Consider the following 20070-nt stretch of genomic DNA (forward strand, 5'->3'; position numbering starts at 1 on the left):
AGCGGTTTGAATTCCGAAAAACACCGGTTTTTGCATGTTTTTGGTGTTTTCAGAAAAACAGGAAACTAGGTCTGGCGTACCATCAGGGTGGTCGGCAGCATTTCAGAAGCGACCGGCTGGCCTTCGATCAGGCCCAACATTTTTTTGGCCAACAACACGCCACCATCACGCAGGTACTGGTGCACGCTGGTCAGCGGCGGCACGAAACTGGCGGCGCCGGGCGTATCGTCGTAACCGATGACGGAGACATTCTCCGGCACCCGCAAATTCTTCTCGGCCAGCGCGCGGATCGCGCCCATGGCCAGCAAGTCGCTGGCGGCAAACACGCCGTCGAACGAGGCGCCCTTTTTCTTCAGCAGCGCCGAGATGCTGTCAAAGCCCGCCTCGAACGTGAACGCTTTCGGACGGATGATGTGCACCGAAGCCGCGCCGCCCATCGCATCGATAAAACCGGCGCAGCGTTCCTGCACCTCGGCGTGATCGACATCGCCCAGGAACACCAGCTTTTGCCGGCCCTGCGCGATGAAGCGCTCGGCCACGCTGATGCCGCCCTTGCGGTTGTCCGAGCCGACCACGATGTAATCCGTGTCCGCCTCCGGCGCGCCCCACACCACCAGCGGCATGCCGGTCTGCTGCAAAGTGCGCACCGCCTCGCCGTGCGAGCCCTGGCCCAGCAAGATCAGGCCGTCCGCGCCCATCACCGGCGCGGTGTTCATCAACTGTTTGGAGGTCAGCACCACGCTGTAGCCGGCCGTGGTCAGCTCTTGCGTAATGCCGCCCAACAGCTCCAGCGGGTACGGATCCGACATCGGCCGGCCACGCACGGGTGTCATTTCTACAACAACCGCCACCGAATAACTGCGGCCCATGCGCAAATTGCGCGCACTGACGTTCAAGCGGTAGCCCTGCTGCTCTGCCAGCGCGCGGATTTTCTCGCGCGTTTCCGGCGTCACCAGAGGACTGTCGCGCAGTGCGCGTGACACCGTGATCTTGGAAACACCGGCCAATTGGGCGAGGTCTTCCATGGTCAAGGCGGTAGCTACAGTCTTCTTTGCGGGCATGTTGTTTGAGGGTAAAAAAGCAAGGGCGCGGACGCATTATGACAGAGTTTTGAAATTTGTCGCGGAAAATGACATCGATAACATTTCAATTGACATCGATAACATTTCTTGTTTCAATGGCCGAACTAACACCTAATAAGAAAGAAGAGACACGATGAAAAACCCGTTCCTGCCTTCGGCCATTGCGGCCGCCGTCCTCGTTCTAGTCAACCAAGCTGCCGCCCAAGCCCAAACGGCCGAAGCCCCGGCAGCCGAGCCCTCCAAGGAAGTTGCGAAAGAAATCCAGCAAGTGGTCGTGACCGGCGTGGCTTCCGCGCGCGGCGTGCGTAAGGTCGACTCGGCCTTCTCCATCACCACCGCCAACGAAGAGCAGCTCAAGCAAGCTGCGCCGTCCAGCACCGCCGACATCATGAAAATCGTGCCAGGGGTGTACGCGGAATCGACCGGCGGCCAGTCCGGCGCCAACATCGAGGTGCGCGGCTTCCCGTCCGGCTCCGACTCGCCGTTCGTGTCGGTGCAAATGATGGGCAACCCGATCTTCCCGCCGCCGACCCTGTCGTTCTTTGAAGGCTCGTCGGCGTTCCGCCTTGACGATACGGTCGAGCGCGTGGAAGTGCTGCGCGGCGGCCCATCGACCATCTGGTCTAACGCCCAGCCTGGCGCGACCATGAACTTCATCCTGAAAGAAGGCACCGACACGCCGGAAGGCACGGTGCGCTTCACCACCGGCACCGGCAGCCTGCGCCGCGTGGACATGTACTACGGCGGCAAGATCAGCGATGGCTGGTACGGCTCGGTCGGCGGCTTCTACCGCAAGACCGACGGCGTGCGCGACGCTGGCTTCCCAGCCGACGACGGCCACCAGATCACCGCCACCCTGACCCGCAACCTGGATCAAGGCAAGCTGACCCTGTATGCCCGCACTACCGACGACAAGAACGCTTTCTACACCGGCGTACCGCTGATTTCGAGCAACGGCGGCCGCACCATCACCGCCTTCCCCGGCTTCGATCCGCTGACCGGCACCCTGATGAGCGGCGAAATGCGCAACTTCACTATTGAAGCCGCACCGGGCAAGACCCTGACCAAGGACCTGGGCGACGGCCGCGGCCTGAAAGCCACCGTGTTCGGCGCCAACTTCGACCAGCGCATCGGTGACTGGAGCATCTCCAACAAGTTCAACCGTTTTGACGGCGACCTCAACACCATCGCCATGTTCACCGGTAACAACCCGCTGTCGATGAACGATTACATCAATGCGGCGATTGCCTCGGCCAACAGCAATGCTGCCGTAGTTGCAGCCGCAGGCAAGCCGGCAACGGCCGGCACCGCCACCTTCGTCAAAGGCGGCGCAGTCAGCGGCAGCCAGCAAGTGGTGCAGGCGGGCCTGTGGGCGGTGGAGAAGAAACTGAAATCCTTCACCGACGAACTGCGCGTCAGCAAAGAAATCTTCAAGGACAACACGCTGACCGTGGGCGGCTACTTTGCCGACTACTCGTCGCACGACGTCTGGTACTTGGGTAACAGCCACCTGATGACGGCCGTGCCGCAAGCCAGCCTGATCAACGTCACCCTGAACAACGGCGTGGTGGTGTCGAAGAACGGCACTGACGGCAACGTGTTCTACGCGCCGGTCGCCTCGTACGACGGCCGCAACACCGCCGGTTTCATTTCGGACGAGTGGAAGGTCAACGACAAGATCAAGGTCGACTTCGGCATGCGCCACGAGCAGCAGAAGATCAGCGGCACCATCTCCAACCTGGACTCGGTCGACACCGACAACAATCCGCTGACCGTCTACAACAACGGCACCTCGGTGCCGAACGGCTCCAACACTTACCTGAGCCGTACCGACAGCGCCAACTCCTTCACCATCGGCGGCAACTACAAGCTGGCACGCGATACCTCGGTGTTCGTGCGCGCCAACCGTGGCCACACCTTCATCTCGTTTGACGATCTGCGCGGCGCCGGCAACCAGAAGGACGCCAATGACAGCAATCTGCTGCCAACGCCGAAGATCACCCAGTACGAGATCGGCTTCAAGACCGCGTCGCAGCTGTACACGGCTTACATCAACGCCTTCCATACCGAGTTTGACGGCATCGCGTTCACGCAAATCCTGTCCAACGGCCAGGAACTGCGTTCGATCAGCGGTTCGAAAGGCAACGGCGTGGAATTCGAACTGGCCGTGCGTCCGCTGGAAAACCTGCAACTGCAACTGACCGGCGACTATCAAAAGTCCGAGTACCGCGACAATCCGGCCACCGACGGCAAAACCGTGCAGCGCCAGCCGAAGCTGCAATTCCGCTTCACGCCGACCTACCGTATCCCGTTCGGCGAGGGCAACGCGGCCAAGCTGTACGCGACCTACACCTCGATCGGCGAGCGCTGGGCTGACCAGGCCAACCAGCAGTACCTGCCGTCCTACCGCACCATCGACGCCGGCGTGCTGTTCTCGTTCGGCGACAAGGTCGAGCTGCGCCTGGCAGGCACCAACCTCAACAACGAGCTGGGCCTGACCGAGGGTAACTCGCGACTGACCACCGGCAACGTCGGCCCGATCAATGCGCGTCCGCTGTTTGGCCGCACTTGGGAAGCATCACTGCTGTACCGCTTCTAAGGTAGTACTCTCCCTCTTTGGGCAAGGCGCAGTTGGCCTTGCCTTTTTTGTTTTTATGGCCTAATCTGCAATAGATCGTATGGCACGATCCTGCCTTGCCTTGTCCAGAATTTTGCATCAGGGAAAGAACTGTGGCCTCGCTCTCATCCATCAACGCGCTGCAAGCATCGGTTGCACAAGCTGAAAGGCAGGTGCAAAAGGATCAGGTGCGTGTGAATCAGGATGCGGATCGCCTGGAGGCCAGCCGCGCGCAGCTGGTGAAGGACAAGCAAACCCTCGCCGACAATCAGCGCGAGAGCAATCAAGCCCAGGCAACGCAGGCGGCAGAGAACCCGACGCCCGCCATCAATTTGAATAGCGCGATCGAGAATCCTCCGCGCTCAGCCCAGCAACTTCCAGCCGACTTGCAGCCGCCCAAGCCGCAAGTCAACACGCTCGGCCAGACCATCGGTCAATACATCAACGTGACGGCGTAGTCACCAGCGCTTCCCACCACTTGGTTTCAGCATGCGGCTGGCGGATATCCATGGGCAGGCCGATGGCCGGCGTGGCGATCGGCAGGCGGCGCTCCTCGGCCAGCTGCGTGATGCGGTCAAACGGATCATGCCAGGCGTGCAGCGACAAATCGAATGTCCCGTTATGAATCGGCAGCAGCACTTTGCCGCGCAGGTCGATGTGAGCCTGCAAGGATTCTTCCGGCTGCATGTGCACGTCCGGCCATTGCGGATCGTAGGCGCCGGTTTCCACCATGGTCAGATCGAACGGGCCGTAGCGGCGGCCAATTTCCTTGAAGCCGTCGAAATAGCCGCTGTCGCCGCTGAAAAACACGCGCACGTCGCGGTCTTCAATCACGAACGACGCCCACAAAGTCTTGTTGCGATCGCCCAGGCCGCGGCCCGAGAAGTGCTGCGCCGGCGTTGCCACCAGCTTCAACCCTGCCACAAAAGTGGCCTGCCACCAGCTCAACTGCTGCACTTTGCTGGCCGGGATGCCCCACGAAATCAAGCGGTCGCCCACGCCCAGCGGCGTGATGAAATGATCGGTCTTGCTGGCCAGCTTGAGCACGGCGTCGCGGTCGAGGTGGTCGTAGTGATCGTGCGACAGGATGATGCCCTTAATCGGCGGCAGGTCGTCAATGCTGATCGGCGGCGCGTGGAAGCGCTGCGGCCCGGCCCACTGCACCGGCGAGGCGCGCTCGGAAAACACCGGGTCGGTCAGCCAGAACTGACCGTTGAGCTTGAGCAGCACGGTCGAGTGGCCAAGCCGGAACAGGCTGCGATCCGAAGCATCCATTAGTTGCTGCTGCGTGATCGCGTGAACGGGAATCGGCAGCGAGGGCACCGTGTCTTTCGGCTTGTCGAAAGCGAAACGCAGCATGATGCCCAGCGTTTTGAACAAGCCCATCTTGTGCATCTTGACCGGATTGCGGAAACGGCCGTCGCGCGAGCGCGGCACGCTCGGCACGGACAAGCTGTCCAGGCTGTCGGCAGCGGATGGATAAGTCATGGTGAAACTCCTGCGATAAGGTGGTCTTGCTGTGTAGACGAACCACGCAGGCAAATATTGTGGACTTTTTTTAGGCGAAGGCCACGGCGTAAATCGGCGGCAATGTTGTCGAAATGGTTTGCCACTGGCCGCCCCCATCTTCCGACAGCCACGCGCCGCCCGTGGTCGAGCCCATCAGCAAAATCTGGCCGCAATCGCTGACCGCCAAGCCGTGGCGGTACACCAGGTCATAGCAATGCTGATGCGGCAGGCCGCCGCGCCATGCGACAAAATTCTGGCCGCCGTCATTGGTGCGCGTGACCGCCAGCGAGGCATGCGGCGGAATCCGCTTGCTGTCGGCCTCGGCCGGCACGAACCACGCCGTCTCGCCATCTTGCGGGTGCACCGCCGTGACGAAGCCGAAATTCGAAATCGATCCAGTCGGCTTGACCTCGGTCCAGTTAGCGCCGTTGTCCACGCTGCGCCAGATACCGTTGTGATGCTGGCACCACAGCTTGTCCGGCTCGCCCGCGCAGCGCACGATGCGGTGCGGATCCTGTACCTGCTCCACCTCCACCAGCTCGGGCGGCATGTAATTGGCCTTCATGCCCTTGGCGCGCAGCTTCCACGTGGCGCCGCCATCCTCGGTCAGCCAGGCGCCGCCGCAGGAAATCCCCACCAGCACCGACTTGCTGTCGCGCGGATCGACGCAAATACTGTGAATGCCCGGCACATCGTAGCCGCCGCCCATCCATTGCGCGCGCTCCGGCACATTCCACAAGCCGTCCACCAATTGCCAGCTCGCGCCGCGATCCGCCGACCGGAACAAGCCGCCCGGCAAGGTGCCGGCCCACAGCACGCCCGGCTCATCCGGCCCGCCCGCCGCCATTGACCAAATTTGCTTGACCGTCCATTCCACCGGATCGGTGCTGTCGGCCGGCTTGGCCGGGAAAGCCGGCGCAGCCACTTCCACCCAGTCATTGCTGCCCGCATCGCGCCGGTGCAGCTTGGCGCCGAAGTGGCCAAGGTTGAGCGCCGCGTACAGCGTGCCGTCGCGCCGATCCGGCAGGATCATCGACACCGGATCCCCCAGAAAATGCTGTTGATCGAGCAGCCACGCCTCATGCGTGCGATAGACTTCGAACAAACCTTTGCGGGTCGCGATGTAGGCGCGATCGGACATATCAGCCTCCTGACAGTGCTTGCAAAATATAGACTTGGGAATGGGGCGCGAGCGCGTCGTCTAGCCGCTTGGGATCGCGGGCGCGCTGGCCGTCGATGAAAACCACCACGTTCTCGCGCAAGCCACCCTGCTCGTCGAGCACGTAGCCGCGCAGCCGGGGATGATCGGCAAAGCAGGCATCAAGAGCACTGCGTAGATCGGCCGCCTGGGTCTCCACTTGCGGCACGGTCATGAAGCGTCCTAATTGTTGTGTAAATATCAGATGCGCCATCTAATCGATTCTATGCCGATTACGGCTAAAATGAAATCGCCGCAACCACCGGAGCTCTGCATGTCGATTACGCCGCAAGAACTGGAATTACTGATGCAGGAAGTGGAGAAGGAAGACCCGATCGATTTCGCCGATCTGCCGTTTGAAGAGGAAGACTTGCGCGGCCTGATCGCCAGCCACCTGTGCGAGATGGCCGATGCGATGGAGACCTTCAGCGATGAAGACAAGCACCTGACGCTGCTGGCCGTCGCCGCCAAGCTGGTGCTGGAAAACCTGGTGCTCAATGTGCAACTGCTGAGACGGCACGGCGTGCCGCTCAGCGATACCACCGAGGCGCTATTGCAGCGCCTGCGCAAGCGCGATTAATCAGCGGCAGGGAAATCCAGCTTGGTCACATTCACGCGGTTGAACAGATTGGTGAAGGTGATCGACGCCACTGCCAGCAAGGTGTCAACGATTTGCGCATCGCTGTAGCCGGCTTGTTTCACTGCCAGCAGCACGTTTGCCGGCACGTCGCCGCTGGTGCTGACCACAGTGTGGACAAACGTCGCCAGCGCATCGATGCGGGCATCGCCAACGGCCTGGCCGTGACGCACGCCCTTGATGGCGTCTTTGCTGAGGCCGGCTTTACCGCCCATCAGGGTATGTGCGGCGAGGCAGTAATCGCAACCGGCATCCTGGCTGACGGCCAGTTTAATCACCTCAATTTCCTTCGCGCTCAAGCTGCTTTTACCGAGCGCGGCGTCCAAATTCAAGGCGGCTTCCAGCGCGACCGGGCTGTTATTGCCGATGGCGGCGTAAGCATTCGGCACCATGCCGATTGCACCTTTGATGGCGCCGAACAGTTGGGCAGCGTGGCCGGTGGCTTCCGAAACGGGTTGGTTGAACAAGCGGGACATGATCTGTTTCCTTTCAAGGGTGAGTTGGTATGGAAGACAGTGTAGGCCGATCGCCTGCACAGATGAATGCCTGAAATGCTCTATAATTTGCTCTATCGTCTCATTGGCAAACTATGGATTCCCTCAGTCACCTGCTTTCGCTCTACCCCGTGCGCGCCGCGCTGGACGTGCGCTGCCGCTTTGGCGCGCCGTGGGTACTCGATCACGACGGCGCGCCGCGCGGCGTTGCGCCCTACCATCTAATCGTGCACGGCGAGGCGCTGTGCGGCGATTTGGCGCTGCAAACCGGCGACATCATCGTCTTTCCGCACGGCAGCGCGCATCGTTTGCACATGGGCGATCCAGCCTTGGCCACGCCGCTCCATGGCGAGCCGGGCCTGCTGCGCTTTGAACGCAACGACGGCGACGGCCCGCAAACCGACATCCTGTGCGGCGAATTCCATTTCGACAGCGACGGCAGCGACGGCTTGCTGGCCGCCCTGCCCGCCATGCTGGTGGTGCACACCGCCGGCCGGCCCGGCGCGCAAAGCCTGCGCCACCTGATGCGCATGCTGCAAGAAGAAGCCGAAACGCCGCGTGCCGGTTCCGAAGCCATCATTCGCCAACTGGCGTCGGCGCTGTTCGCGCTGCTGATCCGCACGTGGCTGGAACAGGCGCTGGCAACGCCCGGGCTGTTCGGCGTCATGGCTGAGCGTCGTCTGCAAGCGGCGCTCAACGGCATGCTGGCCGCACCGGAAAAGCCGTGGACTTTGGAAGAATTGGCCAACGCCAGCCATATGTCGCGCGCTACCTTCGCCCGCCTGTTCAAGCAAGCGGCCAACGCCACCCCGGCCGAGGTGCTGACGCAGCTGCGCATGGCGCGCGCCGCCCGCCTGCTGGACGAAGGCCGCTCCGCCGGCGTTGTGGGCGAAGCGGTCGGCTACCAGTCCGAAGCCGCCTTCAACCGCGCCTTCAAGCGGCAATACGGCGTCGGCCCGGGCGCGTACCGCAAAGGCGGCAACCGCACGGTCGCGTGACAATTGGTGATTTTTCAAAGTTCTGTTTATGTAAAAATTTAACCTCTACCCAACTATGCAACAAGGTAAACATGGCAACCATTAACATCAACCTGCGCTCCAACATCACCACACCCTTCGCCAATGCCGGCGCAGGAATCGACAAGTTCATCAGCACCCGTTACGCTTTTGATGTGGCGCATGCCAGCTACACTACCGGCGTTCTGGATGGCAGCACCATGACCATCAGCTATCCCGACGGCGCCATCAACAAATTCAGCGGCGTAACGTTGGCCAATCCCAATGCCTTCAGCGGCTCGGCCAGCGCCACGCAGCAAACCATTCAGCAAGCCAGCGGCGCGATCACGATTCAGGGCACGCTCAACTACCACTACGACTATGGCGCCAACGGCGTGGTCTTGGCCGGCATCGGGGAAAGCATCCAGAGCGCCAGCTACCACACCAAGCTCGCCGATGGACAGGACTACACGGTCACGCTGCAAGGCGCAGTCTCGGTGCCGCAGAGCGGCAACTACTCCGGCACTCTCACCTCGATGACAGCCAGCAGCCAAGGCGCCAGCAGCACGCTGTCCGGCAATTTCAGCGTGCAGGGCAACGCCGCCAGTGTCGGCCCGGGCTTGAGCAGCACCGTGCTGTCCGGCAAGCTGGATTCGATCTCCGAAACCTATGGCGACGGCAGCAGCTTCTCTGCCACCGGCCTCGGCCTGCAAATCAGCGGCAGCACCGTTCTCGGCAAGGCCCTGTTGGAAAACGGCAACAATTTCTCTGGCGATGACACTATCAATGTGACGCTGCCCGCCACCTTGTCCACGCCATGGAAACTGGCCAGCGGCGCGGGCAACGACAAGATCGTGATCAAAGGCGGCGGCAATGGCTTATCGGTCGATGCCGGCATCGGCAATGACGTCATCACGCTGAGCGACAGCAACCACACCGTGGACGGCGGCGCCGGCATCGATACCGCCGTATTCGGCGGCGCGCGCGCAGCCTATACCATCGCCAAGACTGCCGACGGCTACAGCGTGAAAAGCAGCGCCGGCACCGATACGCTGGTAGGCGTAGAGCGCGTGCAATTCAGCGACAGCACCATGGCGCTGGACATCAGCGGCAACGGCGGCCAGGTCTACCGCCTGTACCAAGCCGCGTTCAACCGCGTGCCCGATGCCGGTGGCCTCGGCTACTGGATCAAGTCGATGGACAGCGGCATGTCGCTGGACAGCATCGCCGGCCAGTTTACCCAGAGCGGCGAGTTCCAGGCCATGTATGGCGCCACGCCAAGCAACGGCGACTTCCTGGACAAGCTGTATCACAACGTGCTGCACCGCGGCGGCGATGCAGGCGGCACCAAATATTGGCTCGACATACTGGACACCCACGCCCTGACGCAAGCGCAAGTGCTGGCCTTCTTTGGCGAGAGCCCCGAAAACCAGGCCGCGCTGATCGGCAGCATCGGCAACGGCTTCACCTTCACGCCGTTCGGCTAAAAGGTGCTGGCGGCCGGTGCTTCGATCACGAGGTCGGAAGTGGCGATGGCGACGCAAGGCAGAATATAGCCCTCGCGCTTTTCATCGAGGCTGAGGCCCGGCCACGCAATCTTGTAGCGCACCGCGCCGCTGGTGGACAGGCAGATGCAGGTACGGCAGGTGCCGTTGCGGCAGGAACTGGGCAGGCGGATACCGGCCTGCTCGGCCGCTTCCAGCACCGTGTCCGGTGCGTCCGCGTCAAACTGCCATCCCTGCCCTGCCAGCGTAATCTTCATGTGCCACGTCGCTTCATCAAAAGCGACATGGTATCAGCCATGCAGTTGCAGCCGCTTTTTCTCGGCGACCGGTGGCGTTGAACGCGGCGGTGGCGGGCGCTTGAGTCCCGCGCTGGCCGCATGCTGCAACTTGAATACCGCCATCGCCTGCGACACGCAGCGCGTCTGCTGCGCCAGATTGCCGGCTGCCGCAGCCGCCTGCTCCACCAGTGCCGCATTCTGCTGAGTGATGTCGTCAATATTGATGACGGCTTGATTCACCTGCCCGATGCCGTTGCTCTGTTCACGAGTGGAGTCGGAAATCTCTCCCATTACTTTCGACACGCGGCACACGGACTCAATCACTTCGTTCATGGTGACGCCGGCGCTGTTGGTCAGCAGCGTACCTGCCTGCACCTTCTCGATCGAGGTATCGATCAAAGCCTTGATCTCCTTGGCAGCTGTGGCCGAGCGCTGCGCCAGTCCGCGCACCTCGGTTGCCACCACCGCAAAGCCGCGGCCCTGCTCGCCGGCGCGCGCCGCTTCCACTGCCGCGTTCAAAGCCAGAATATTGGTCTGGAAAGCGATACCGTCGATCAAGCCGATAATGTCCAGGATCTTGTTGGACGAGGCGCTGATATCGCCCATAGTGGTCACCACTTGCGACACGATGCTGCCGCCCTGCGTCGCCACTTCGCGCGCGCGTTCGGCCAGCTCGTTGGCGCTGGCGACGTTGGATGCGCTCTGCTGTACCGTCGCCGTCAATTGCTCCATGCTGGACGCGGTCTGCTGCAAGCTCGATGCCTGCGATTCCGTGCGGCCCGACAAATCCATATTCCCATCCGCGATTTCATCGGTGGCCACCGAAATCTCATCGAAGTTGGCGCGCACATCGCCAATGATGCTATGCAGGTTGATATTGGTCTGCCGCAGCGCCGCCAATAACTGGCCAACTTCATCCTCTCGCTGAATATCAATCGTCGAGGTGAGATCGCCGCCCGCCATCATGCGCGCGCAGCGCGTCGCTTGCCGCAACGGCAGCGCCACGTTCACGTACAGGTTGCGGCCAAATGCCAGCATGCCGGCCATGGCGATAATCGCCGCGCCACCGAGCCAGTTATGCGCCTTGGCGATCGACTCGCTATCCATCGCCAGCAGTGTCACCGCGAGGATCGCCAGCACGCCGAACAGCAGCGTGGTGGCGGCGGCAATCTGCGCCGGCAGCGACGCGCGGGTTAGCTGGCGCAAGCGTGCCGCGATACCGGTCGATACCGCGCGCCCATTCACGATGCGCAGATTGCGTGGATTGCCGGCTTTGAATTCGCGGTACAGCGCATCCGCCGCGCGCACCTGCTCGCGCGACGGCTTGGTGCGCACCGACAGGAAGCCGACCTGCTTGCCGTTCTCGATCACCGGCGTGACATTCGCCAGCACCCAATAGAAGTCGCCGTTCTTGCAGCGGTTCTTCACCAGCCCAGTCCACGGCATGCCGCCCTTGATGGTGCTCCACAAATCCGCAAACGCTTCCACCGGCATGTCGGGATGGCGCACGATGTTTTGCGGTGCGCCCATCAACTCTTCTTCCGTGAATCCGCTGACTTCAATGAAGTAAGGATTGGCGTAGTTGATATTGCCCTGTAAGTCAGTGCTGGAGACGATGGTCTTGCCGTCCTCCATCACATATTCGTTTTGGGTGACTGGTGAATTCAAGCGCATGACTGCTCCTTTGGAAGAGAGATCTCTGCGCAGAATAAAATTATTTTCGATGCTACAAATTCACCAATTGTCGCAATTTGCGGCGAATACAACAAATATTAATCTGGTTTGAAGTTCTGGCCCAAAGACATTGGTTTATTCAACAAGATTGTTTGCGGATTGCGGCAGATCAGCACTAGCACCACGATAGTGGCAACATACGGCAGCATCGATAAAAACTCCGATGGAATCGCCAGCCCCATACCCTGACCGTGGAACTGCAACACCGTCACGCCGCCGAACAAGTAAGCGCCGATCAACACGCCGCGCGGCTTCCACGTTGCGAACACCACTTGCGCCAATGCGATCCAGCCGCGTCCTGCGGTCATGCCTTCGACCCACATCGGCGTCAGCGCCAGCGATAAGTAAGCACCGCCCAAGCCGGCCATGGCGCCGCCAAACAGCACCGTGCCGTAGCGCAGGCCGATCACCGGGAAGCCAATCGCATGCGCACTATGCGGCGACTCACCGACCGCGCGGATGATGAGGCCAAGCCGCGTGCGCGCCAGCATCCAGCCGATCAGCACTACCAGCGCAATCGAGAAATACACCATGCCGTCAAAGCCGAACAGGATAGGCATGCGCTCCACGGTCTGTCCAACGTAGCTGCGGCCGAGGAAGGCCGACACGCCGATACCGAACAAGGTCAGTGCAAGGCCGGTGGCAACCTGATTGGTTTGCAGCGTCAGCACCAGGAAGCCAAACACCAACGCCATCAACATACCCGCCGCCATGGCCGCCATCAAGCCAATGGCCATGCTGCCGGTGCTCAGCGTTGCGCCGAAGCCGACTACTGCGCCGACCAGCATCATGCCTTCTAGTCCCAGATTGAGAACGCCGGAACGCTCGGTCACCAGCTCGCCCATCGAGGCCACCACCAGAGGCGTGGCCGCACCTGCGGTACTGGCGAGGAAGGCGATCAACAATTCATTGGTCATCATGCGTATACCTCCCGCTTGTGCGGCTTGAAGCGATAGTGGATGAACAGGTCAGCAGCCAGCAGGTAAAACAGCAGCAAGCCCTGGAAGATGCCGGTAATGGCGGACGGCGCTTGCAATTCAATCTGCGCGGTCTCGCCGCCGATATAAAGCAGCGACATCAGAATCGCCGACAGCACTACGCCCAGCGGATGCAAGCGCCCGACGTAAGCCACGATGATCGCCGCGAAGCCATAGCCCGGCGAGACAGACGGCTGCAACTGTCCCAGCGGCCCCGCCACTTCGCCCACGCCGGCAATGCCGGACAGCGCACCGCTGACCATAAACGCCAGCCACACGTTGCGCGGCTCACTAAAGCCCGCATACAGCGCGGCAGCAGGCGCCATGCCGCTAACCTGCATGCGATAGCCGGCAAACGTATGCTTGCAGAAGAACCACGCCGCACCAGCCGCCAGCAGCGACAAGATGAAAGCCGCGTTCACGCGCAGGCCTTCCACCAGCAGCGGCAGCGTGGCCGAATCGCTGAACATTTTCGATTGCGGGAAATTGAAACCGGCCGGATCGCGCATCGGCCCGTGCACCAGGTAGCTCAGCAAGTGATACGCCACGTACACCAGCATCAGGCTGACGAGAATCTCGCTGGTGTTGAAGCGCGTGCGCAGCACCGCCGGTATCGCCGCCCACAGCATGCCGCCGATGGCGCCGGCCAGCACCATCAAGGGCAGGACCCACCACGCTTGCACTTCATCGAAGTACAGCGCCACCGCGCCGGCGGTGATCGCGCCGATGGTCAGCTGGCCGTCCGCGCCGATGTTGTTGACGTTGGCGCGGAAGCCGATCGCCAGGCCAACGCCGCACAGGATCAGCGGGGTGGCCTTGAGCAGCAGCTCGCCCACGCCATACGCAGTCGTCCATGGCTTGACGAAGTAGACGTAGAAAGCATGCACCGGCTCCTGCCCGATGAAGAAGAACAGCATGGAGCCGGTAATCAGCATCGCCATCGCCGCAATCAAGGGCGATGCCAGCATCATGCGGCGCGAGGGTTCGGGACGTCGTTCAAGCCGAGACATATTCTGGAGCTCCTTTAAAATCGAAATCGCCGCTCATCCACACGCCGATCTGGTTGATGCTGGTGGATGCCGCCGGCACCGCCTGCGACAGGCGGCCATCTGCCAGCACGGCGATGCGGTCGCTCATCGTGAATAACTCGTCCAGTTCCTCGGACAGCACCAGCACCGCCACACCTTGATCTCGCATGTCGATGATGGCCTGCCGTATCAGCATGGCCGCGCCGATGTCCACGCCCCACGTGGGCTGGGCGAACACCATCACCTTTGGCGCCAGCATGATCTCGCGGCCGACGATGAACTTTTGCAGGTTGCCGCCAGAGAGCGAGGCTGCCGCCGACAGCTCGCCGCCGCACTTCACTTTGAAGCGGTCAATCACCTTGTGCGCAAACACCGCAATCGCGGCGCGCTGGATCAAGCCTTTCTTCACCATACCGGTGTTGGCGGCGGGGACGTAGCCGGTTAGCAGCGCGTTATCAGCCAGCGTCAGATCAGGCACTGCACCGCGACCAAGACGCTCTTCCGGCACAAAGCCGAGTCCCAGCTGGCGGCGCTGCGCAGCATCGAACGCGCCCACATCCTGCTGGCCAAGCTTGATCGTCCCCTCGCGGGCCGACAGCGGGCGTTCGCCGGAAATGGCTTTCAATAGCTCCTGCTGGCCGTTGCCGGAAATGCCGGCAATGCCAACAATCTCGCCGCTGCGCAGCGACAGCGAGATATCCTTCAAGCGCGTGCCGAATGGATCGTCGCTCTGCACATTCAGTTTGTCCAGTGACAGCAATATGTTGCCAGGCGTACGCGGTTTGTGTACACAAACCGGCAGCTCGCGGCCGATCATCAACTCCGCCAGCGACTTGGCGCTTTCCTGTTTTGGCAGCGCCGTGCCGGACACCCGCCCGCCGCGCAGCACCGTGGCCTTGTCGCACAGCGACTGGATTTCATCAAGCTTGTGACTGATATAGAGGATGCTAACACCCTCCGCCGCCAGGCACCGCAGCGACTCAAACAGCTTAAGCACCGCATCCGGCGTCAGCACAGAGGTCGGCTCGTCCATGATCAGCAGCTTGGGCGATTGCAGCAAACAACGCACAATTTCGACGCGCTGGCGCTCGCCAACGGACATGCTGTGCACCAAACGCGCCGGGTCGAGCGGCAAGCCGTATTGCTCCGACACGGCCCGGATGCGCGGCGCCAGCGCCGCCGGCGACACCTTGTCGTCCAGGGCCAGCGCAATATTCTCCGCTACGGTCAGCGTCTCAAACAGGGCGAAATGCTGGAACACCATGCCGATGCCCAGCTTGCGCGCATCGTGCGGCGAGTGGATGTGGACTTGCTTCCCTTCCCACATGATTTGTCCCTCGTCGGGCTTGACCACGCCGTAGATGATCTTCATCAGCGTGCTCTTGCCGGCGCCGTTCTCGCCCAGCACGGCATGGATTTCGCCCGGCATCACGGTCAGATCGACCTTGTCATTGGCCACCACCGAGGGATAGATCTTGGAGATGCCGAGCATCTGCAAGCGCGGTTCAGTCATCGGCATTCTCCTCATCGTATACAAAGTCGGATAGGAAGACAGACGCAATTAGCATGCCACACCCATGCACCAAATCATGCGCCGTTTTGGTATTTTGTTCCCCAAAAACGTGCGCAGCTGCGACAAACAAAGTCATTTCGTACACAATTGGGGCAGCGGATTTGTACACGAGTTAGCACGCTTCCTGCTTAACAGGAGCACGCATCACTCACATGGAGAATCCAGCAATGCCCGACAAGCGCAAAGCCGACAACGCAGTCAAACGCGGTACCACCGCCGTCGACATGCGTATCTACAAGGCGGTGGTTAACGCCGTCATGAGCCACCGCCTGCCCCCAGGCACCCACCTCGGAGAGGCGGATTTCTGCGAGCTGTATCAAGTCAGCCGCACCACTGTGCGCAAGGCGCTGCAACGCCTCGCGCACGACCACATCATAGAGCTGCGGCCCAATCGCGGCGCGGTGATTGCCTCGCCCACGCCACAGGAAGCGCGCGATATTTTCGCCGCGCGGCGCGCCATCGAGCGCGAGATCGTACCGCTGGTAATTCAGAACGCCACGCCGGAATCGCTCAAGCAAATCCGCGCCGCCCTGGCCGCCGAAGATGCGGCCCGCCGCAGTGGCGACCGCGCAGGTTGGATACGATTGGGCGGCGAGTTCCACCTGCTGCTGGCGCAGTTGGCCGGCAACCACGTACTGCAGCGCTTCATGGCCGAACTGGTGTCGCGCTGCTCGCTGATTATCGCCCTCTACGAATCGCCCGGCAGCACCATGTGCGAGAACGACGAACACCAGGATCTGGCCACGCTGATCGAGCAGCGCAAGGTCAAGGAAGCCACCCATTTGATCGAGCATCATTTGCTGGAAATCGAGACGCGCCTGCGGCTGGCGGAGCAGGACAAGAAAGTTAATCTAGCTGAAGCGTTGTCGGGTTTGTAAATATCTGGCCCGCTAATTGCTAGAGATGTGGACGAGATTGAATCCAATCCATAAAACGATTGGATACAAAAAAAGTGCTTTCAAACCCTCACTACAACAACTTGAATGGAGCTCGTCATGTCACATCTCGTCCGCCGCACCGCCGCCTTCGCCACCCTCGCACTCATCGCCACTTGCTCCGCGCAAGCGGCCGAGTGGAGTGATACTTCGCTGGGCTACCGCTACGGGACTAAATTCGCCGAGCCATTCAACAACCAGGACATCACCAAGACCATCGTCAACCTGAGCCACGTATCCGGCTACAAGCTGGGCAAGAACTTCTTCAGCGCAGACTTGCTGATGTCGTCCGAGAAGGATCCATCGGCGGCCGGCTCCAACGTCGGCGCGCACGAAGCCTATGTGGTGTACCGCAACACGCTGGACTTCGGCAAAATCACCGGCAACAGCTACGCCTTCGGGCCGGTGCGCGGCGTCGGCGCCACCGTCGGTTTCGACTTCAACAGCAAGACCGACGCCGGCTACAACTCCAAGAAGCGCATGGTGGTCGCCGGCCCGACCCTGATGCTGGACGTGCCGGGCTTCCTCGACATCAGCGCGCTGGTGATCTGGGAATCGAACGCGCCGTACAGCACCTTCACCAAGACCGCGACGCCGCGCTATGCCTACAAAACCCACGCCATGCTGACCGGCGCCTGGGGCATCCCGTTCACCGTCGGCATCCCGCTGCAGTTCAACGGCTACGCCAACTTCATCACCGCCAAGGGCACCAATGAATTCGGCGGCGGCACTGCGCCGGAAACCAATATCGACGCCCAGATCATGTACGACATCAGCGAAACCATCGGCACGCCGAAGAACACCTTCAAGGTCGGCGTGGCTTACCAATACTGGCGCAACAAGTTCGGCAACCCAAGCAAGAACAATCCGGGCGCCACGGCTCGAACCCCAATGGTTCGTGCGGAATACCACTTCTAACCAGCTTCTCAACGCAAAGGAAAACGTATGATGAATCGTCGCAAAGTACTGGCTACGCTGGCTGCCGCCACCGCGCTGGCCGCAGCACCTTCGTTTGCAGCAGACCCGTTGAAGATCGGCTTCGTCTATGTCGGCCCGGTCGGCGACGCCGGCTGGACTTACGCTCACGATCAAGCCCGCCTCGCACTGGAGAAGGAACTGGGCGCGCAAGTGAAAACCAGCTACGTCGAAAACGTGCCGGAAGGCGCGGACGCCGAGCGCGTGATCCGCAAGCTGGTGGCGGAAGGGAACAAGCTGATTTTCACCACCTCCTTCGGCTACATGAACGCCACCGAAAAAGTCGCGAAGACCACGCCCGGCGTGACCTTCCTGCACGCCACCGGCTTCAAGAGCGGCAAGAACTACGGCACCTACGAGTCGCGCTTGTATGAAGGCGCTTACCTGAACGGCATCCTGGCCGGCAAGATGACCAAGTCGAATACGCTCGGCTTCATCGCCTCCTTCCCGGTGCCGGAAGTGATCCGCAACATCAACGCCTACACCCTCGGCGCACAAAGCGTGAATCCAAAGATCAAGACCAAGGTGATCTGGGTGAACTCGTGGTACGACCCGGCCAAGGAACGCCAAGCCGCAGAAACGCTGGTAGCGCAAGGCGCGGACGTGATGGCGCAGAACACCGACTCGCCGGCCACGCTGCAAGTGGCGCAGGAAAAAGGCGTGTACGCCTTCGGCTGGGATTCGGACATGGTCAAGTTCGCGCCGAAAGCGCACCTGACTGCGGCAACCAACGACTGGTCGGGCTACTACATCAGCACCGCCAAAGCCGTATTGGCGGGCAGCTGGAAAACCGGCGCGTATCGCGGCGGCCTGAAAGAAGGCATGGTCAAGATGTCTAAGCTGAACGCCGTGGTGCCTGCCGACGCAGCCAAAATCTTCGAGGAAAAAAAGGCCGCGATGACTGCCGGTACCTTCGATCCGTTCACCGGCCCGATCAAGGATCAATCGGGCGCCATCAAAGTGGCGGCCGGCGTGAAGATGCCTGAGAAGGATCTGCTGTCGATTAACTTCTACGTCCAGGGCGTGGAAGGCACGATTCCGAAGTAAGCATGGATCCAGTCCTGTACAACGACTGGCATCCGGTCGCACTCTCCACGCAGATCGCGGCCGGCGCCATGCTGGCCACCGACCTGCTGGAGACGCGCCTGGTGTTGTGGCGCGATAGCGAAGGCGTGCTGCATGCATGGGAAGACCGCTGTCCGCATCGCGGCACGCGGCTTTCCATGGGCAGCTTGCAGAACGACTCGCTGACCTGTCCTTATCACGGCTGGCGCTTCGGCAAGGAGGGCCGCTGCATCCACATCCCCGCCCTGCCGCAAGCGCCGCTAAAGGCGCAGGTGGCGACGTATCAGGTACAGGAGCAGTACGGCATGGCGTGGGTGTGTCTCGGCACGCCTGCGCATGCCGGCCCTCCGGCTTTTCCTGAATTTGCCGACGATAAGCTGCGCAAGGTCTGGTGCGGCCATTACGACGTGCAGGCCAGCGCGCCGCGCATCGTCGAGAACTTCCTCGACATGGCGCATTTCGCCTTTGTGCACGAGGGGATTTTGGGCGACAAGGATCAGCCCACAGTGCCCGACTACACGGTCGAAACGTTTGACGATCCTGAATACGGCAGCGGCGTGTGGGCCAGGCAGTGCTACGCATGGCAGCCGCAAGCCAGCCGCTCCGCCACCGGCGGCAGCGATATCGAATACACCTACCGCGTGGTGCGTCCACTGACCACCATCTTGACCAAGCATCCGCCGGGCGCGATCCGCGAAGCGATTGCGTTGTTCTCGCAGCCGCTGACCGAGACCAGCACGCGCGTGTGGATCATCATGGCGCTCAACGATTTCGTCTCCAGCTACGAATCGATGCGCGAATTCCAGGACACCATCTTCTTGCAGGATAAGCCGATCCTGGAGAGCCAGTATCCAGCGCGCCTGCCTTTGACGCCCGGCGCGGAAGTATCAGTGCTGTGCGACCGCATGTCGCTGGCCTACCGCAGCTACCTGAAACAGCAAGACCTGCAATACGGAGTCATCAGATGAACCCAACACCGCAAGACCACGAATTCCTCACCCGCGTACTGGCGCTGGCGCAGCGCTCGCGCGACGAAGGCCATCATCCCTTTGCCGCCATGGTGGTGGCAGCCGATGGCACCGTGATTTCACAAGCGATGAACGCATCGAGCAGCGACCGCACCGCGCACGCGGAAATGAACGCGCTGCGCATCGCCTCGCAGCAGTACAGCCCTGCGAAATTGGCCGGCGCCACGCTGTACGCCAACGCCGAACCATGCGCCATGTGCAGCGGCGGCACGTATTGGAGCGGCGTCGGGCGCGTGGTGTATGCAATGTCGGAAGCGAGCCTGCTGGAGCTGACCGGCAGCGATCCCGAAAACCCGACGCTGTCGCTGCCCTGCCGCACCGTGTTCGCCGCCGGCCAGCGTCCGACCGAGGTAATCGGGCCGCTGCGCGAGGACGAAGCCCGCATCGCGCACAAGGATTTCTGGCACAAATAAGTCCTGAATTGGGCGTATGATTCACGA

General features: G+C 61.4%; 20 protein-coding genes. 10 read left to right on the top strand and 10 right to left on the bottom strand.

Features of this window, described 5'->3' with window-relative positions:
* Window positions 1-65: 65 nt before the first annotated feature.
* The gene (locus tag GTP45_RS20905; protein ID WP_161015790.1) at window positions 66-1061 is read right to left on the bottom strand and encodes a LacI family DNA-binding transcriptional regulator; all 996 of its coding nucleotides are present in this window, start codon (window positions 1059-1061) and stop codon (window positions 66-68) included.
* A 154-nt stretch (window positions 1062-1215) separates the two neighbouring features.
* Here GTP45_RS20905 and GTP45_RS20910 point away from each other — a divergent pair, with 154 nt between their 5' ends.
* Window positions 1216-3681 carry a TonB-dependent receptor gene (locus GTP45_RS20910; RefSeq protein WP_161015791.1) on the top strand — a complete coding sequence of 822 codons (2466 nt, stop codon included), beginning with the start codon at window positions 1216-1218 and terminating at the stop codon, window positions 3679-3681.
* 131 nt (window positions 3682-3812) lie between these two features.
* Window positions 3813-4157: a hypothetical protein gene (locus GTP45_RS20915; protein WP_161015792.1), complete on the top strand. Its 345-nt coding sequence runs from the start codon at window positions 3813-3815 to the stop codon at window positions 4155-4157.
* Here GTP45_RS20915 and GTP45_RS20920 read toward each other — a convergent pair.
* The 3 genes from GTP45_RS20920 to GTP45_RS20930 all read right to left on the bottom strand — a co-directional run bounded on the left by GTP45_RS20920 (window position 4141) and on the right by GTP45_RS20930 (window position 6620).
* Entirely contained in the window at window positions 4141-5187 is a 1047-nt protein-coding gene (locus tag GTP45_RS20920; RefSeq protein ID WP_161015793.1) for an MBL fold metallo-hydrolase, read from the bottom strand. The genes GTP45_RS20915 and GTP45_RS20920 overlap by 17 nt on opposite strands.
* Window positions 5188-5257: 70 nt before the next feature.
* Window positions 5258-6349, bottom strand: a complete 1092-nt coding sequence (locus GTP45_RS20925; RefSeq protein ID WP_161015794.1) for a WD40/YVTN/BNR-like repeat-containing protein — start codon at window positions 6347-6349, stop codon at window positions 5258-5260.
* Between the two features lies 1 nt (window position 6350).
* Window positions 6351-6620: a MoaD/ThiS family protein gene (locus tag GTP45_RS20930; RefSeq protein WP_161015795.1), complete on the bottom strand. Its 270-nt coding sequence runs from the start codon at window positions 6618-6620 to the stop codon at window positions 6351-6353.
* A 60-nt stretch (window positions 6621-6680) separates the two neighbouring features.
* On the opposite strand from GTP45_RS20930, the gene GTP45_RS20935 reads away from it, so the two are divergent.
* Window positions 6681-6986 (top strand): hypothetical protein, encoded by a 306-nt coding sequence (locus GTP45_RS20935; RefSeq protein WP_161015796.1) that lies wholly within the window; start codon window positions 6681-6683, stop codon window positions 6984-6986.
* Here the strand turns inward: GTP45_RS20935 and GTP45_RS20940 are convergent.
* Entirely contained in the window at window positions 6983-7519 is a 537-nt protein-coding gene (locus tag GTP45_RS20940; protein WP_161015797.1) for a carboxymuconolactone decarboxylase family protein, read from the bottom strand. The genes GTP45_RS20935 and GTP45_RS20940 overlap by 4 nt on opposite strands.
* A 113-nt stretch (window positions 7520-7632) precedes the next feature.
* Between GTP45_RS20940 and GTP45_RS20945 the strand changes: the two genes are divergently transcribed.
* Together GTP45_RS20945 and GTP45_RS20950 are read left to right on the top strand one after the other, a co-directional pair.
* Window positions 7633-8535 carry an AraC family transcriptional regulator gene (locus GTP45_RS20945; protein WP_161015798.1) on the top strand — a complete coding sequence of 301 codons (903 nt, stop codon included), beginning with the start codon at window positions 7633-7635 and terminating at the stop codon, window positions 8533-8535.
* 71 nt (window positions 8536-8606) lie between these two features.
* The gene (locus tag GTP45_RS20950) at window positions 8607-10019 is read left to right on the top strand and encodes a DUF4214 domain-containing protein (protein WP_161015799.1); all 1413 of its coding nucleotides are present in this window, start codon (window positions 8607-8609) and stop codon (window positions 10017-10019) included.
* On the opposite strand, the gene GTP45_RS20955 is transcribed toward GTP45_RS20950, so the two are convergent.
* The 5 genes from GTP45_RS20955 to GTP45_RS20975 form a co-directional block, all read right to left on the bottom strand.
* Window positions 10016-10294 (bottom strand): 2Fe-2S iron-sulfur cluster-binding protein, encoded by a 279-nt coding sequence (locus GTP45_RS20955; RefSeq protein WP_161015800.1) that lies wholly within the window; start codon window positions 10292-10294, stop codon window positions 10016-10018. The genes GTP45_RS20950 and GTP45_RS20955 overlap by 4 nt on opposite strands.
* A gap of 33 nt (window positions 10295-10327) precedes the next feature.
* The gene (locus tag GTP45_RS20960; RefSeq protein ID WP_161015801.1) at window positions 10328-11989 is read right to left on the bottom strand and encodes a methyl-accepting chemotaxis protein; all 1662 of its coding nucleotides are present in this window, start codon (window positions 11987-11989) and stop codon (window positions 10328-10330) included.
* 98 nt (window positions 11990-12087) lie between these two features.
* A complete protein-coding gene (locus GTP45_RS20965; RefSeq protein WP_161015802.1) occupies window positions 12088-12969 on the bottom strand; it encodes an ABC transporter permease in 882 nt (293 codons plus the stop codon).
* Window positions 12966-14036, bottom strand: a complete 1071-nt coding sequence (locus tag GTP45_RS20970; RefSeq protein WP_161015803.1) for an ABC transporter permease — start codon at window positions 14034-14036, stop codon at window positions 12966-12968. The genes GTP45_RS20965 and GTP45_RS20970 overlap by 4 nt, the downstream gene beginning before the upstream one ends.
* Window positions 14023-15567, bottom strand: coding sequence for an ABC transporter ATP-binding protein (locus GTP45_RS20975; RefSeq protein ID WP_161015804.1), 1545 nt, complete (start codon window positions 15565-15567; stop codon window positions 14023-14025). Before GTP45_RS20975 ends, GTP45_RS20970 begins: the two co-directional genes overlap by 14 nt.
* Window positions 15568-15779: 212 nt before the next feature.
* Between GTP45_RS20975 and GTP45_RS20980 the strand changes: the two genes are divergently transcribed.
* From GTP45_RS20980 to GTP45_RS21000, 5 genes are all read left to right on the top strand, one after another.
* Window positions 15780-16505: a GntR family transcriptional regulator gene (locus tag GTP45_RS20980; protein WP_229258571.1), complete on the top strand. Its 726-nt coding sequence runs from the start codon at window positions 15780-15782 to the stop codon at window positions 16503-16505.
* Window positions 16506-16622: 117 nt separating this feature from the next.
* Window positions 16623-17480 carry an outer envelope protein gene (locus GTP45_RS20985; protein ID WP_161015805.1) on the top strand — a complete coding sequence of 286 codons (858 nt, stop codon included), beginning with the start codon at window positions 16623-16625 and terminating at the stop codon, window positions 17478-17480.
* A 27-nt stretch (window positions 17481-17507) separates the two neighbouring features.
* Window positions 17508-18584, top strand: coding sequence for a BMP family ABC transporter substrate-binding protein (locus GTP45_RS20990; protein WP_161015806.1), 1077 nt, complete (start codon window positions 17508-17510; stop codon window positions 18582-18584).
* Between the two features lie 2 nt (window positions 18585-18586).
* Window positions 18587-19570 (top strand): aromatic ring-hydroxylating dioxygenase subunit alpha, encoded by a 984-nt coding sequence (locus GTP45_RS20995; protein ID WP_161015807.1) that lies wholly within the window; start codon window positions 18587-18589, stop codon window positions 19568-19570.
* The gene (locus GTP45_RS21000; protein ID WP_161015808.1) at window positions 19567-20043 is read left to right on the top strand and encodes a nucleoside deaminase; all 477 of its coding nucleotides are present in this window, start codon (window positions 19567-19569) and stop codon (window positions 20041-20043) included. Before GTP45_RS20995 ends, GTP45_RS21000 begins: the two co-directional genes overlap by 4 nt.
* Window positions 20044-20070: the final 27 nt, after the last annotated feature.

Origin of the sequence: Duganella rivi (assembly GCF_009857435.1) — a bacterium.
GTDB lineage: Bacteria > Pseudomonadota > Gammaproteobacteria > Burkholderiales > Burkholderiaceae_D > Rugamonas > Rugamonas rivi.

Bases quoted from the DNA above. Each gene is read 5' to 3' on its own strand.
- GTP45_RS21000 (WP_161015808.1), top strand. From the start codon at position 19,567: ATGAACCCAACACCGCAAGACCACGAATTCCTCACCCGCGTACTGGCG.
- GTP45_RS20935 (WP_161015796.1), top strand. From the start codon at position 6,681: ATGTCGATTACGCCGCAAGAACTGGAATTACTGATGCAGGAAGTGGAG.
- GTP45_RS20965 (WP_161015802.1), bottom strand. From the start codon at position 12,969: ATGATGACCAATGAATTGTTGATCGCCTTCCTCGCCAGTACCGCAGGT.
- GTP45_RS20925 (WP_161015794.1), bottom strand. From the start codon at position 6,349: ATGTCCGATCGCGCCTACATCGCGACCCGCAAAGGTTTGTTCGAAGTC.
- GTP45_RS20995 (WP_161015807.1), top strand. From the start codon at position 18,587: ATGGATCCAGTCCTGTACAACGACTGGCATCCGGTCGCACTCTCCACG.
- GTP45_RS20910 (WP_161015791.1), top strand. From the start codon at position 1,216: ATGAAAAACCCGTTCCTGCCTTCGGCCATTGCGGCCGCCGTCCTCGTT.
- GTP45_RS20920 (WP_161015793.1), bottom strand. From the start codon at position 5,187: ATGACTTATCCATCCGCTGCCGACAGCCTGGACAGCTTGTCCGTGCCG.
- GTP45_RS20930 (WP_161015795.1), bottom strand. From the start codon at position 6,620: ATGGCGCATCTGATATTTACACAACAATTAGGACGCTTCATGACCGTG.
- GTP45_RS20980 (WP_229258571.1), top strand. From the start codon at position 15,780: ATGGAGAATCCAGCAATGCCCGACAAGCGCAAAGCCGACAACGCAGTC.
- GTP45_RS20960 (WP_161015801.1), bottom strand. From the start codon at position 11,989: ATGCGCTTGAATTCACCAGTCACCCAAAACGAATATGTGATGGAGGAC.
- GTP45_RS20940 (WP_161015797.1), bottom strand. From the start codon at position 7,519: ATGTCCCGCTTGTTCAACCAACCCGTTTCGGAAGCCACCGGCCACGCT.
- GTP45_RS20970 (WP_161015803.1), bottom strand. From the start codon at position 14,036: ATGTCTCGGCTTGAACGACGTCCCGAACCCTCGCGCCGCATGATGCTG.
- GTP45_RS20975 (WP_161015804.1), bottom strand. From the start codon at position 15,567: ATGACTGAACCGCGCTTGCAGATGCTCGGCATCTCCAAGATCTATCCC.
- GTP45_RS20955 (WP_161015800.1), bottom strand. From the start codon at position 10,294: ATGAAGATTACGCTGGCAGGGCAGGGATGGCAGTTTGACGCGGACGCA.
- GTP45_RS20950 (WP_161015799.1), top strand. From the start codon at position 8,607: ATGGCAACCATTAACATCAACCTGCGCTCCAACATCACCACACCCTTC.
- GTP45_RS20945 (WP_161015798.1), top strand. From the start codon at position 7,633: ATGGATTCCCTCAGTCACCTGCTTTCGCTCTACCCCGTGCGCGCCGCG.
- GTP45_RS20905 (WP_161015790.1), bottom strand. From the start codon at position 1,061: ATGCCCGCAAAGAAGACTGTAGCTACCGCCTTGACCATGGAAGACCTC.
- GTP45_RS20990 (WP_161015806.1), top strand. From the start codon at position 17,508: ATGATGAATCGTCGCAAAGTACTGGCTACGCTGGCTGCCGCCACCGCG.
- GTP45_RS20985 (WP_161015805.1), top strand. From the start codon at position 16,623: ATGTCACATCTCGTCCGCCGCACCGCCGCCTTCGCCACCCTCGCACTC.